At 68.4% G+C, this 12,958-nt stretch carries 18 protein-coding genes; 4 read left to right on the forward strand and 14 right to left on the reverse strand.

Features of this window, described 5'->3' with window-relative positions:
• Positions 1 to 20 precede the first annotated feature (20 nt).
• Positions 21 to 827, reverse strand: a complete 807-nt coding sequence (locus ACFRAL_RS01250) for an LLM class F420-dependent oxidoreductase (protein ID WP_378878866.1) — start codon at positions 825 to 827, stop codon at positions 21 to 23.
• Entirely contained in the window at positions 824 to 1,753 is a 930-nt protein-coding gene (locus ACFRAL_RS01255; protein ID WP_378878868.1) for a helix-turn-helix transcriptional regulator, read from the reverse strand. The genes ACFRAL_RS01250 and ACFRAL_RS01255 overlap by 4 nt, the downstream gene beginning before the upstream one ends.
• 100 nt (positions 1,754 to 1,853) lie before the next feature.
• Here ACFRAL_RS01255 and ACFRAL_RS01260 point away from each other — a divergent pair, with 100 nt between their 5' ends.
• The 3 genes from ACFRAL_RS01260 to ppk2 all read left to right on the forward strand — a co-directional run bounded on the left by ACFRAL_RS01260 (position 1,854) and on the right by ppk2 (position 4,208).
• Positions 1,854 to 2,303, forward strand: a complete 450-nt coding sequence (locus tag ACFRAL_RS01260; RefSeq protein WP_378878870.1) for a cyclophilin-like fold protein — start codon at positions 1,854 to 1,856, stop codon at positions 2,301 to 2,303.
• Between the two features lie 340 nt (positions 2,304 to 2,643).
• Complete coding sequence (locus ACFRAL_RS01265) at positions 2,644 to 2,946, forward strand: hypothetical protein (protein ID WP_378878872.1); 303 nt, start codon at positions 2,644 to 2,646, stop codon at positions 2,944 to 2,946.
• Positions 2,947 to 3,365: 419 nt separating this feature from the next.
• Complete coding sequence (gene ppk2, locus ACFRAL_RS01270) at positions 3,366 to 4,208, forward strand: polyphosphate kinase 2 (RefSeq protein ID WP_378878874.1); 843 nt, start codon at positions 3,366 to 3,368, stop codon at positions 4,206 to 4,208.
• Between the two features lie 41 nt (positions 4,209 to 4,249).
• Here ppk2 and ACFRAL_RS01275 read toward each other — a convergent pair whose 3' ends face one another.
• The 12 genes from ACFRAL_RS01275 to ACFRAL_RS01330 form a co-directional block, all read right to left on the reverse strand.
• On the reverse strand, positions 4,250 to 4,744 hold the full coding sequence (locus tag ACFRAL_RS01275) for a hypothetical protein (RefSeq protein WP_378878876.1): 495 nt from the start codon (positions 4,742 to 4,744) through the stop codon (positions 4,250 to 4,252).
• 324 nt (positions 4,745 to 5,068) lie between these two features.
• A complete protein-coding gene (locus ACFRAL_RS01280) occupies positions 5,069 to 5,266 on the reverse strand; it encodes a hypothetical protein (RefSeq protein ID WP_336394205.1) in 198 nt (65 codons plus the stop codon).
• Positions 5,267 to 5,361: 95 nt separating this feature from the next.
• Positions 5,362 to 5,964: a DUF998 domain-containing protein gene (locus ACFRAL_RS01285; RefSeq protein ID WP_378878879.1), complete on the reverse strand. Its 603-nt coding sequence runs from the start codon at positions 5,962 to 5,964 to the stop codon at positions 5,362 to 5,364.
• Positions 5,961 to 6,293 (reverse strand): hypothetical protein, encoded by a 333-nt coding sequence (locus ACFRAL_RS01290; protein WP_336406393.1) that lies wholly within the window; start codon positions 6,291 to 6,293, stop codon positions 5,961 to 5,963. Before ACFRAL_RS01290 ends, ACFRAL_RS01285 begins: the two co-directional genes overlap by 4 nt.
• Before the next feature lie 104 nt (positions 6,294 to 6,397).
• The gene (locus ACFRAL_RS01295; protein ID WP_378878881.1) at positions 6,398 to 7,978 is read right to left on the reverse strand and encodes a molybdopterin-dependent oxidoreductase; all 1,581 of its coding nucleotides are present in this window, start codon (positions 7,976 to 7,978) and stop codon (positions 6,398 to 6,400) included.
• Positions 7,979 to 8,128: 150 nt separating this feature from the next.
• The gene (locus tag ACFRAL_RS01300; protein WP_378878883.1) at positions 8,129 to 8,755 is read right to left on the reverse strand and encodes a TMEM175 family protein; all 627 of its coding nucleotides are present in this window, start codon (positions 8,753 to 8,755) and stop codon (positions 8,129 to 8,131) included.
• A 77-nt stretch (positions 8,756 to 8,832) separates the two neighbouring features.
• The gene (locus tag ACFRAL_RS01305; protein ID WP_378878885.1) at positions 8,833 to 9,405 is read right to left on the reverse strand and encodes a YdeI family protein; all 573 of its coding nucleotides are present in this window, start codon (positions 9,403 to 9,405) and stop codon (positions 8,833 to 8,835) included.
• Positions 9,406 to 9,484: 79 nt separating this feature from the next.
• Positions 9,485 to 9,988 (reverse strand): hypothetical protein, encoded by a 504-nt coding sequence (locus ACFRAL_RS01310; protein ID WP_336394200.1) that lies wholly within the window; start codon positions 9,986 to 9,988, stop codon positions 9,485 to 9,487.
• 53 nt (positions 9,989 to 10,041) lie between these two features.
• Positions 10,042 to 10,428: an aspartate 1-decarboxylase gene (gene panD / locus ACFRAL_RS01315; protein WP_378878887.1), complete on the reverse strand. Its 387-nt coding sequence runs from the start codon at positions 10,426 to 10,428 to the stop codon at positions 10,042 to 10,044.
• 104 nt (positions 10,429 to 10,532) lie between these two features.
• Positions 10,533 to 11,195, reverse strand: a complete 663-nt coding sequence (locus tag ACFRAL_RS01320; protein ID WP_378878889.1) for a cation diffusion facilitator family transporter — start codon at positions 11,193 to 11,195, stop codon at positions 10,533 to 10,535.
• Positions 11,192 to 11,530, reverse strand: coding sequence for an ArsR/SmtB family transcription factor (locus tag ACFRAL_RS01325; protein ID WP_378878891.1), 339 nt, complete (start codon positions 11,528 to 11,530; stop codon positions 11,192 to 11,194). The genes ACFRAL_RS01320 and ACFRAL_RS01325 overlap by 4 nt, the downstream gene beginning before the upstream one ends.
• Before the next feature lie 149 nt (positions 11,531 to 11,679).
• Positions 11,680 to 12,282 (reverse strand): trypsin-like serine protease, encoded by a 603-nt coding sequence (locus ACFRAL_RS01330; protein WP_378878893.1) that lies wholly within the window; start codon positions 12,280 to 12,282, stop codon positions 11,680 to 11,682.
• Positions 12,283 to 12,421: 139 nt separating this feature from the next.
• On the opposite strand from ACFRAL_RS01330, the gene ACFRAL_RS01335 reads away from it, so the two are divergent.
• Entirely contained in the window at positions 12,422 to 12,895 is a 474-nt protein-coding gene (locus tag ACFRAL_RS01335; RefSeq protein ID WP_378878895.1) for a hypothetical protein, read from the forward strand.
• The last annotated feature ends 63 nt before the right edge of the window (positions 12,896 to 12,958 follow it).

The following is a 12,958-nucleotide window of genomic DNA, read 5'->3' on the forward strand; positions in this document are numbered from 1 at the left end:
ACGGTCTCCCAGAGCCTCGGTCAGGTGTTCTTGTGGTCGCGCCAGGCGAGCCAGTCGGCCACGACCGCGAGGTCGTAGTCGGGACCGGAGAGCCCGATCGTGAACAGCGTCGTCCCCATCTGGTGGAGTTCGTCGGCGTCTGCGAGGGATCGGTGCGCGATGGAGTCCAGCACACCGGCGGAGATCTCGATCTGGGAGGTGTCGCGGTCGATGGCGCGGCCGTGCTCGGCGAGGATCGCCAGTTTGCGTTCCAGCGTGGGGATGTCGCTGTAGCTGTGCCAGATGTCGGCATGCGCGGCCACGATCCGCAGCGTCTTCTTCTCCCCGGCACCACCGATGAGGACCGGGATCTTGCGGGTGGGCGGCGGGTTGAGCTTCTTCCAGCGGTCCTCGATCACCGGGAGGCTCCGTGCGAGCGCGTCAAGCCGGGACCCGACCGTCCCGAACACGTAACCGTATTCGTCGTAGTCGCGCTCGAACCACCCCGAGCCGGTTCCGAAGATGAACCGGCCCCGGCCGGTGCCGTGGGCGCTGATCCGGTCGATGGTGCGGGCCATGTCGGCCTGCAGATCGGCGTTGCGGTAGCTGTTGCAGTTCACCAGCGCACCCAGTTCCACCCGGCGGGTCTGCTCGGCCAGCGCGGCGAGCATCGTCCACGACTCGAAGTGCGCGCCATCCGGATCACCGTTGAGCGGGAAGAAGTGATCCCAATTGAACAGGATGTCGACGCCGAGGTCCTCGAGCTCCGCCGCCCTGTCGCGGATCGTCTCGTACTGCGCGTGCTGCGGCTGCAGCTGCACGGCGATCCGCACCGGTCGGTTCGTCATCGGGCTTCCCCGATCCTTCTGCGCGTCGGCGCTTCGTCTGCTGTCTGCTCGCGCTCGTCACCCTGCGGCGCGGGTGACGCCCAGCTTCCGAGGAGCTGAAGGGCTTCGTGGTCGGGCGAGCCGGGCTCGGCGGTGAGCACGGTCAGCTGTACTCCCGGCTCGCCGACCAGGTCGAGGCCGTTGAAGTGCAGGGTGAGGTCGCCGACCGCGTGGTGGTGGAACCGCTTCATCCCGGACTGGTGCTCCCACACGTCGTGGCGTCCCCACAGGGCACGGAAGTGGTCGCTGCGGGTGGAGAGCTCGCCGACGAGGTCGTGCAGTGCTTTGCTGTGCGGGTCGCGGCCGGCCTCAGTGCGCAGTTGCGCGACGTTGATCCCCGCGATCGACTCCCAGTCGGGGTAGAACCGGCGGGCGGCAGGCTCGAGGAAGATGAACCGCGCGAAGTTCGGGGGCGTGGTCGTCGCGGTCTTGAGCATCTCGTCCATGAGTGCCCCGCCCAACGGGTTCCAGCCGAGCAGGTCGGTGCGGCCGTTGCCGACCATCGCCACCGCGGACTGCATCGAGTCGAGGAACCACTGAATGCTGGGCGACGGCCGCCACCTCGGTGCCGGCTTGCCCGCCCGGCGACGGGCTCCTGCCGGAGACCCGGCCGCCTGATGGGCGAGTCGGTGCAGGTACTCCCGCTCGGCATCGTCCATCCGCAGTGCTTTCGCGACGCCACCTAGCACCGCTTCAGAGGCGCCGGCGATTCCGCCTCGCTCCAGGCGGGCGTAGTACTCGACGCTGACGCCCGCCAGTGCGGCCGCCTCGCCGCGACGCAGCCCCGGTACACGCCGATCGGCACCGCGTGCGAACCCGACATCCTCGGGTTCCACGCGCGCACGTCGCGACATCAGGAAGTCGCGAACCTCGGAACGATTGTCCATGGACACAGGCTAGGTCGCCCTCCTTCGCCGTGGGATGCCCTGCCAGGGCACGTCAGACCAGGGACTCCCGCCAGCTGCGTCAAGCCCGTTGGCTGGGGACATGCCCCAGCCCTCCGTCCTCCGACTCGCGCCGCAACGGGTTGTCAACAGCGTCGTCGCCGCACTCCTTCTAACCACCCCGACTCTCGCCCACGGCAGCACAACACCGCCCGCGCAGGCATCCGTCACCCTCGCGGAGTCCGCCACGGCCGGGCAGATCGCCGCGCAGCTTCCCCTCACCGTGACCTTCCACGACCGCATGGGGACCGCCGTGTTCGCCCAGCTCGCCACACCCCTCGCCGTCGACGCCGCCGATCCGATGAGCGAGTACCGCGCCGGCGACATCGCGTACTTCGCCGCTGAGCGGAGCCTCGTCGTGTTCCTCAGCGGCGGCGCCGCAGTGCCCGACCCCGGGCTCACCCTCGTCGGTCACTTGGCAGCCGGACTGGACCAGCTCGCCGACTGCCCCCACGGCTGCACCATTGCACTCGCGATCGCCTCGACCAGCTGACACCGGCTCGACCTGACCGCCCCCCAACACCAACCCGCGACAGCGGCTCGGTTGTCGTTCGCGGTGCGCTGGGGAATCCGAACGCGCGCGAGTGAGTACCGCTCACGGGCGCTGCCCGTAAAGGGATCCCAGCGACAATGCGTGTCTCGGCGAGGTCGGAGCATGAGGCACTCTTGTGGAGCCAGTCGGATCACGTGCTCTCACGAACAGCGCTCTTTTTCGCCCCGCTCAGGCGCGGATGGCTCGGAATATGCACCGGGCAGTTGATGACCCGTCGCGCAATGTTCGCGCGCCTAGGATGCTCGCATGAGTAGCAGTTCCTGGGGTCAGGCTCTGACGCATGGAGCAGCAAGAAGAAGGGCGAGAAGCGGGAGCGCGTCTGCTCGCGCCTGTGACCGCGGCACTCGAGGCCGTGCGTGTCTCGAGCGCTGGGATCAGCGAACCCGCCGTGCGTGCCGCGCTGGTCGAGGCGGGCGTGTCTGAGGCTGACATCCAGAGCTATGAGCGCAACGGTGACGTGCCGTTCGGCGTGGCCGTCACCGGTGGCGGATGCCTCTTCGGCGCTGTGACGCCCGAAGGCGTGCAGGTCGAGGTCGGCGGATTCATCATGGACGGCGGGTGCCTGCCGGCTCCGGGCCACTAGCTTCACTGACCTCGACGGGTCTGCCCCTCCCACGAGCCCACCTCGCCGCTGTCGAGGAATGGATTGCCACTCTGTCCTCATTCGTCATGACGCGTTCGGGGCCACGCGTCCTCGAAGATGCGCACCACCGCCCCCTCACCGCGCGAGGCCCGTTTAGGGATCGGCTCAGAGCGCGGTCCAACGCGGATGAGGTTCCCCTTGTCGTCCACCACTGCGCACTCCCGCATCCCGTAGCTGCAAGGAGGCGTCGACGTCGGTGACGAAGCGGTATGAGGAACCGGCCGTTCCTAGCGGTCGACCCGCTGCCTGCCGCAACTCGGCACGTAGCGCAAGTCCTAGCCGAGGTCGACATAGGCGTGGAGGATATTGCGGCGGCAGGGAAGCGCGGTGATCGACGCCGGGCGGACACAGGGGGAGACATGGCGAAGAAAAGCAGGAGTACGACGTCGGTGCGGCGCGTGCCTAAGCGGTTGTACAAGGCCGAGCTGAAGCGTCTTCAGGTCGAGCTGGTCGAGATGCAGCGATGGGTGGCGAAATCAGGCGCGCGCGTCCTGGTGATCTTCGAGGGCCGTGACGCCGCCGGCAAGGGGGGAGCGATCAAACGGGTCACCGAGTACCTCAACCCCCGGCATACGCGCGTGGTCGCGCTCACCAAGCCGTCCAAGCGGGAGCGCGGCCAGTGGTACTTCCAGCGTTACATCGAGCATCTCCCCAGCAAGGGTGAGATCGTGCTGATGGACCGGTCCTGGTACAACCGCGCCGGGGTGGAGCGGGTCATGGGGTACTGCACGGACGAGCAGTATCAGAGGTTCCTGCGTCAGGCGCCTGTTGTGGAGCAGCACCTCATCGAGGACGGCATCCTCCTTATCAAGTACTGGTTCTCGGTCTCGGATGACGAGCAGCAAGCGCGCTTTGTCGCGCGACGCGAAGATCCGATGAAGCTGTGGAAGCTGTCACCGACGGACCTGGAGTCGATTCGCCGGTGGGAGGACTACTCCCGCGCGAAGGACGCCATGTTCGCCGCCACCGACACACCGGGCTCGCCGTGGTGGGTTGTCGAGAGCGACGACAAGCGCAGCGCGCGCCTGAACGCGATCAGCCACCTCCTCGACAGCGTCCCCTACCACCCCCTGGACCGGCCGAAGATAGCGATTCCCGACCGCCCCAAGGCGGACGATTACGAGCGGCCACCGATCGAGCAGTTCCGATACGTTCCCGACGTCGCGGCCCAACTCGGCAAGAAGGCAGCGGAGCGTCCGTAAGAGTCACAACCCGCTGCGGCTGGAGCAGGCAAGCGTAAGTGTCAGCGACGACCGATCGTACGCACGATCGCACCCAGCACCACCACGGCGCCGGCGGCTGCGGCGATCACCACGCCGGGACGCTCGCGATATGTCTGCTTCAGCTTGTCTGTCCACTCCCCCGCGACCGTCTTGGTCTGGGCGACAAGGCTGTCGAAATCGACGTTGTCGGCTACATCCTTGAGACTCGCGGTTGCGGCCTTCGCGGCATCGACGGCGGCATCAGCGGCTTTTCCGGCCGCGGCCCTTGCCTCGGACGCAGCGCTCTTGGCTCCATCGACGACGTCCTCAACCCTCTCGCTCATCGAGTCTGCGATGTCGCTCACGGTTCCGGCGACATTGCTCTTCGTGGCTTGCGCGCCGGCCGAGACCTCGTCAGCGATCTGCTCCGTCGTGGCGCCGGACGATTCTGCCCCGTCGGCGACCGACATGCTCGCCCGCTCGGCGGCTTCTTTCGCCGCCTGTGTGGCTTCGGAGTTTCCCTGGGTGTCGGTCATTCTCGTCTCCCTTTGTCGTGCGGTCGCGCAATCGTATTGGCGCCACCCGTGACCGAGCACGAAATCGAGGTGGGGTTGCCAGCGGCGCGGACGGATGCTAACTCTGACGACGGCATCCTTCCGGCCTCGCCGGTTCTGTCCGCGCGGACCTCCACCGAGCACCCCGCCCCGCGACGCGTGCTGGTCGACTTCACCCTTCAGGCGAGGGAGTCCACAGGGCCGAAGGCAGCGGGCTCATGGGTGGCGAACGATCGGGCTGGCGGCGGCGCGCGGCCGAAGTAGTCGACTGCGGATCCCTGATCGCCATCCTCGAAACGGGCACGGCTATGTCGCGAAGCGCAGCCCGCGCGCGTCGAGCTCCTCCGCGAGGATCCGCACGGCCTTCGGGCCGACACCATGGATCTCGAGCAGGTCGGACGCGGTGAACGAAGTGAGTTGATCGAATCGAGTGATCCCGTGTACGGCGAGCGCACGCCGTGCGACCTTCCCGAGCGACACCGGGAACTCCGATTCCCCTTCCACGCGGACACCCTATCGGCCGCACGCGGGGGTTCAGATTCGATTCCGTTGCGTTCAGGAGCCCAGGCCTGGCGGACTCGCTGCGCCTTGCGGTCGCATCACATGACGGACAGGACACCGATCGCAGCAAGCACCACCCATGCCAGGTAGGCGAGGAGGCAGAATCTGTCGGGCCATCCGATGCGGATCTCTGGCGAGCCGCCCTGCCCGCCCGCGGGGGCGAAGGCGATGAGGAACCACACGAGGCCGGCCAACGGAACAACGGATGCGACCGCCAGCGTCCAGCCGAGCTCCGGCGCCACCCCGACCCCTGCCAGCAGCGCAGCAGGCGGGAAGCCCGCGAGCAACACTGCGCCGAGCACCGTGTGCACCCTGCCCGCGGCTGTTGCACCGGCTCGCGGAGTCATGATCGGATCAGCGTCGATGAACGCGGCACCGAGCGCGCCCAGTGCGACAGCGGCGAGGCCGACGGTCAACACGCCACCGAACGGCCACAAGGCGACGCACGCCGCTGCCAGGCCGATGGCCATCCCGACGAAGGCCAGGCGCATGACCCACCCGTAACGCCCGAGGGAGTACTCGCTGATCATCCGCCAGGACGGGTCGTACTCGGGCTCGAGCACGTGAAGGATCGCGATCAGCCCCACCGTGATCCCGCCGGCGACCATCGCCGTCACGGCGGCGATGTCAGCGGCGCTCACTGGGTTACGGCGAATGCCGTGCCCCAGAGAGGGGCGAGCGAGACCGCAGCCACGATGAGCACTGTCGCCGCCCCGAACGCGACGATGTCGATCAGCGGAAGCACCCGGGCGGCGAGCCGCCGGGTCACGGCGACGAGGAGCACCACGGCTGCACCGGCTGCGCAGGTCACCAGCAGCCAACCGACGAGCCACGCGAGGACGGCGAGGTTCTCGGTCGCGTCCAGCGCGGCCGGAGTTCCGGCATTCCGAACCCACAGCGAGTGGTAGGCCCAGAGCGAGAGCATTGCGCCGGTCGACAGCGCGAGCGCGACAGCGCCGGGCATCGTCAACCGATCACTCGTCGCTGCCTTCTCCACAGGGGGAACCATAGCGCCGCGCTCTCAGTCGTGTCGACGGTGGCGGCCTGATCCGATCGCGAGAGGTGGACGCGGCCTCATGACACAGCGATCAGGGATCGCTGCCAGCCGGAGGATCCGTTGGGCGCGATGGGTGCAGGCTCTTCCAGCTGCAGCTCGCCGCTCTTGTTGATCGCACGCACAGAGACGTAGTGGGTGCCGGGTGCGGCATCCCACTCCATGACCCATTGCACCCAGGTGTCGGTGTTGATCGGTGTCGACAGGGTCGCGCGCTGCCACTCGCCGTCGTCGATGCGCACCTCGACGGCCTCGATGCCGACCGACTGCGCCCATGCCACGCCCGCGATGGGGATGCGGCCTGCCGAGACGGTCTTGCCGATCTTCGGGGTGTCGATGCGCGACGAGAACTTGATGGGCGCCTGAGCGCTGTAGCCGCGTGGCGTCCAGTACGCCTCGTCCCGCTCGAACGTGGTGACCGTGAGCTCGGTCACCCACTTCGTAGCCGACACATAGCCGTACAGGCCCGGCACGACCATGCGGACGGGGAACCCGTGTTCGGGCGGGAGCGGCTCACCGTTCATGCCGACGGCGAGGATGGCGTCCAGTCCGTCGTCGGTGAGCGCGGAGAGCGGGGTGCTGGCGGTGTAGCCGTCGACGCTGCGAGACAGCACCATGTCGGCGTCGGCCTGCGGGCCCGCGAGTCGCAGGACATCGCGGATCGGCACACCGAGCCACATCGCGTTGCCGACGAGGTCGCCGCCGACGACGTTGGACACGCAGGTCAGCGTGATCGCGTACTCGTCGAGCCCCATGGCCAAGAGCTCGTCGAAGGTGAGCTCGATGCGCTGATCCACCATGCCGTCGATCACGAGCCGCCAAGCGGCCGGGTCAACCGTCGGCACCGTGAGCGCGGTGTCCACCCGGTAGAAGTCGGCATTGGGAGTGAACAACGGTGTGATGCCCGGGACGTCGAGTTCCGCTCCGTCGGGGATCGTCACCGACGACCGGGGCGCGGGCAGGCGCAAGCGCTGGCGAATGGCCTCGACGGATGACGTCGCCACGGTCACCGCCCGCGCCGTGACGCCGACCACCACCGCGGACACCCCGGCGATGCCCGCGAGCACGAAGAACCGTCGTCGGTCGATCGCCGGCGCACTGTCATCGCTGGGTTCGGCCGCGACCGCCGGCGTGGCAACCGAGCGCTGCCAGGCTCGGAGTCGGCGGCAGAGGAGTGAGAGCGCCACGGATCCTGCCAGCGCCCCGATCACGGGCGGGACGAACGCGAGGGGTGTGGCTCCGGCGCGCGTCACGATCGCCGCGACCGACAGCGCTCCCGCGACGGCGAGCGCGATGACCCCCAGCGGCGGCCGCAGGAACTGCAGGACGCCCGCTACCGCCGACGCGATCACCACCGCCAGACCGAGCCCGACCAGCAGCGCGATCTTGTCGTACTCCCCGAACGTCGAGATCGCGAGCTCCTTGAGGGGCTGCGGAATGACGTCGATGACGAACGACCCGACCGCCAGCACCGGACTCGCCTCCCGGGCCACCAGCAATGCCACCAGCTCCGCAGCCGCAAGGAACACCAGCCCGCTGATCACTCCCGCGACCGCGGCGAAGACGACGAATGCGCTGCGTCCACCCCGTCTTGCCACCATGCCCCCGATCACCCGCTCGCTGAGTGATTCGGAGGCGGGCGCCGATCGGATCGGAGAAGTGCCGCACCACCTCCTCGAGCTGTCGTTCCGATCCGTCGAGGCGCTCGCTCGACGTCGCCCGGTGGAGGATCCCGCGCCGCTACCCCGCTGTCAGCCGGTACGCCTGGTGGGAATCAGCAGGCCGATGGCGATGAGCAGGTACCCGAACACCGCAACCGTGGGGAAGAACACGCCGACGATGATGACGATGACGTAGAACCCCAGGCTCGGCGTGAGCCGCCTGGTCAGCAGACGGACGTCGCCGGACTTGCGGTCGCTGCCTATCAGTCCATCCCTCAGCGCGTAGCGCCAGAGAGCCGACAGCAGGAGAGCGATGACCCCGAGAACCACGCCATAGAGCGTGACCGCGACCCGTTCGTTCTCCTCCGAGGTGAGATTCTCCGCGAGCAGGCGGGTCGGAAATGGGAGGAGCCCGACGAAGAGAAGCAGCACCAGGTTCAGTCGAAGGAACCCCGGCGAGACCTCGGCGAGGAATTCGGTCATGGTGACGTGCCCGATCCAGATCGCACCGATCGTGGCGAAGCTGACCAGGTAGGCCAGGTACGACGGCCACTCCTCCAGGATCGCCCGCAGAAGCTGCGAGTCGCCCACCATCGGCACCGCGATCTCCAGCACGAGCAGCGTGATGGCGATGGCGAACAGGCCATCGCTGAAGGCCTCCATGCGGCCCGCCTTCAGGCGGAAGCGCCGCACTCTCACCGCATCATCGCGACTCATGGCCCGATCGTATTGATCGGATCGCGCCCACGATAGGCGGTCGTCCGCGGCGTGCGGCAGCGCACTCCGGGCGGTCGTCAGTGGATGGATTCGCCCCGCTTGAGCATCTCGACGTACTCGGCGACGCGTGCGGCTCGCGACGCCGGCCGCTTGAGATTGGCCACGCGGAACGCCATCGCGAACCGGTTCTGCGCCGACTGACTCGCGAACGCCTCGGCGATCCTGGGATCCGCGTCCAAGGCCTCCTGCAACTCCACGGGAAGGTCGCCATCACTCTGCCGATACGCGCTGTCCCAACGCCCGTCCGCCTTCGCGCGGTCGATCTCGTGCTGGCCTTGCGGCCGCATCCGACCCTCCTCGATCAGCCGGGTCACGTGACCGATGTTGACCTTCGACCAGATGCTCCGAGGCCGCCGTGGCGTGAAGGTGTGCAGGTAGTAGTCGGCATCGAGGGATTGCGTCTGGCCATCGATCCACCCGAAGCACAGCGCCACATCGAGCGCCTCGGCATACGTGATGCCGGGCTGGGTCGACGCCTTCTTCCGCAGTCGCAGCCGGACCCCTGTCGGGTTGGGGTCCGAGTCGAGCCACGCCTCCCAATCCGCGACCGTGTCGACGTGCAGCACGGGTTTGGTCACGCGGTCGGCCATGACGGGAGGATAGCTCCGGGCACCGACACGACAACCGGGGCAGGGCGAGCTCTTGCTCGAGTCCGCGAACGGTTCGGCCTCAGTGCTGTGAGAAACGGGCGGTCTGCATCTGCGCGGCGACATCAGCGGGATCCTCGGCGCCATAGGACTTCGGCGTGCTGTTCTCGAGCACCCTGCCCAAGGGCGTCCACCCCGCGGCCGAAAGCGGCTCCCACCCCGCCGCCGGGCTCAGCGCTGCGATGGCGCGGTGGTCATCGATTCGGACGCGATCCCATGCGTGGATCACGAGACCGTTGCCGAGGCTGAGGCCGACGTGACCCCAGTTCCGGCGTGTGCCCATGATGTCTCCGACGCCGTCGTAGAAGACCAGCGCCCCCAGCGGGGGCACACCCGAGTTCTCGGCAGAGCCGTACAGTCGAGCGGACTCCGCGGCGCAGTCTCCGCCGAAGATCTCGATGCCGTTGGAGCGTTCGATCGCGTCTTCGACGAACGCAAGGCAACGAGTGGCGTAGTCCGTGTCGCCAAGGCGGGCTCGCGCCCACACGATCGCGTTGGCTGCAATTTCGCGCGTGTCGGTAGTCATCGTGGCGAGCCTACGGGCCCGCGGATGCCGCGCGAAGCGTCGCAGCGGTCGTGTCATCCGGCGTGTGTCAGCACCCGAACGGTGGTGTTGGGAGCGGCTGACGGATCGGTCTCACCGAGTTCGATCACGATAGGCCGGTGGCGCAGCAGCTCGTCGCGCTCGTACTGGGCGTACGACATCACGATCACGACGTCGCCCGTGTGGACCAGGCGCGCAGCTGCCCCGTTGATCTGCATGACTCCGGAACCGCGCTCCCCCGCGATCGTGTAGGTCTCGAACCGCGCACCGTTGTTCACGTCGACCACGTGAACCTGCTCGTTCTCGAGGATGTCAGCGAGCGCGAGAAGGTCGGCGTCGATCGTGATCGACCCCACGTAGTTGAGATCGCTGCCTGTCACGGTCGCGCGATGCAGCTTGGACTTGAGCATGGTTCGAAGCACGTGCGCGACCCGTTCGGTGGTTTGATGGACTGGATCTAAGAATAGTCGTCGCCGCGGCGTCCGCTCGCCGCGACCGTAACGTGCTGCGTCGCGGAGCCGACCGGTCACGCGCGGTGCTCGGCGTCGTCGCCCTCGAGGATCATGCCCACGGAGGTAGCGCAGGCGTCGCCGCCCCAAGCCTCGACGCCCTCGCGGATGGCGAAGCCGGCGATGACCAGGCCTGCGAGCGCGTCGGCCCACCACCAGCCGAAGAGACTGTTGAGCAGCAACCCGATCAGGACGGCGGCGGACAGGTAGGCGCAGATCAGCGTCTGCTTGGAGTCGGCGACCGCGGTGGCGGAGCCGAGCTCGCGCCCCGCGCGACGTTCAGCGAGAGACAGGAACGGCATGACGACGATGCTGAGAGCGGTGATCATGATCCCGAGCGTGCTGTGCTCCGCTTCGGCCCGACTCAGCAGCGCCAGCAGCGACGTCGCGATGACGTAGGCGGCGAGGGCGAAGAACGCGACGGCGATGACACGGAGCGTGGGCGTCTCCCAGCGCTCCGGATCCCGGCGAGTGAACTGCCACGCGACCGCCGCCGCGGAGAGCACCTCGATCGTCGAGTCCAGCCCGAACGCGATCAGCGCGCCGGACGACGCGAGGCTGCCGGCGGTGATGGCGACGATCGCTTCGACGACGTTGTAGGAGATGGTTGCCGCGACGATCCAGCGAACCCGTCGCTGCAGCACACGTCGACGGTCGGCGCTCAGGGCAGTCGCGCTCATGCGCAGGAGCACCCTTCCCCGTCGCAGCAGTCGGGCTCGACGACCAGGACCACCTGAAGCAGCTCGCTCAACGCCGGCGCCAAGTGCGGGTCGGCGAGCCGGTACTCGCTGCGCCGGCCATCCGGCGAGGCTTCTACGAGGCCGCAACCACGAAGGCAGGCGAGCTGGTTCGACATCACCTGCCGCGACACCCCGAGCGCATCCGCCAGATCCGACGGGTATGCCGGGGAGTCTCGCAACGCCAGCAGGATGCCCACGCGCGTCGGATCGGAGAGCGCCGTTCCCAGCCTGGCGAGCGCGGCGGTGTGGGTGAGCGTGGCGGTCAGAACGGGCACGGCGCCAACGATACAGGCTCTCGTGAATTAAGGCAGGCGTGAATCGTCGGCGTCCGCAGTCGCCGCACCAGCGAGGTCCTCGAGCGGCTCGACACCCTCTGGCCCAGCCCCGGCATCGCCCCGGAGGCGTACGCCTGGTGATCCCGCGGTCAGGGGAGGGTCACGTATTGACCCAGGAAGTCGCGGGCTGACTCGGTGTCCAGCCGGTAGGTCTGGCTGGTGGCCCGACACCAGCGGTCGGTGCGCACCGTGGTCGAGACCACGAGGTTGCTGTCGACGCCGCCCAGGAAATGCGGCCCGCCCGAATCACCGAAACAGGTGCCGCCGTCGCCGGTCGAGGGATTCTGCGACAGCTCGAGGGAGTTCGGCCTCAGCGACTGGAAGCTCTGAAGCGCGTAGCGACGCACGCCGTCGCGGCCTTCTACGGAGTTCGGCCCGCCGGTCTTGTCGGTGCGCACGGCGCCGTAGCCGACGGTGGTGAACGTGCTGTCACGAAGCTCGCCGCTGGCGTTGAGCTGGTCGAGGAGGCCCGCGGTCGGCAGCTCTGCGGGGACGACACCAGGTGGTGCGCTGTCGAGCAGCACCACGGCGATGTCGTGGGTGTCGTCCTGCCGGCCCGAACCCCACAGCGGATGCTGGATCGCGGTTCCCGAGATGAGCCCGGCCGGTGCCGCCGCATCCTCGTCATACGTCGACTCGAACGAGACGTAGTAGGGCTGGCCGACGCTTGCTTGGTGCGGCCCATTAGACACCCGGGCCCACCCCCTGTCCACGGGGGTCCGTGCACGGCTCGTCCGGCGACGACGCGCGACCGCGCTGGCCGGCACCGGCCCCGCCGACATCGACGAAATGTCGCGTCCGGCGTACGCTGGCGCTCGGGAGCCGAGAGTCATGAGATGGCGACACGAGAAACAGCCCGTCCTCAGCGACGATGAGCAGATCGGGCGCTACGCCTACGTGCTCGGGAACGTCCCCGCGAGCGTCGCCGACAAGGCCTACGCGGCCGCCTTCGCCGGGTTCCCGGCCGCGCAGCGTGAGGACATCCTCGGGCAGCTGCTGTCGCAGCTGCCGCCGGGAGCGGAGACGCCGCCATCCGACGATCCGCTCGCGTTCGCCTCCTTCATGCGCGACCTCATGTCGCGCGATGCCCTGGTGCGCATCCCCAGTGCCGCCGTCTTCGCGGCCGCGTTCGTGGCGAGTCCTCCGGTCGCCGCCTACTTCACGACCGGCGCGGGTTCGGTGACCATGGACCATCAGCCGCCCTGGGTGCACGCACTGGGCGGCCACGAGACCGCGCCCGTCGATGCCGGCAGGGTGCATCACCGCCCCCGGCTGGATATGGGCGACTGGCGCGGGGCCGGCTGACGTCCGCTACGACCGCCGCGCACCGTTGCATAGGAGCCGCGCACCCGCCAGCCCCTCCCCCGG

The organism is Microbacterium sp. NPDC056736, from assembly GCF_042790415.1.
GTDB lineage: Bacteria > Actinomycetota > Actinomycetes > Actinomycetales > Microbacteriaceae > Microbacterium.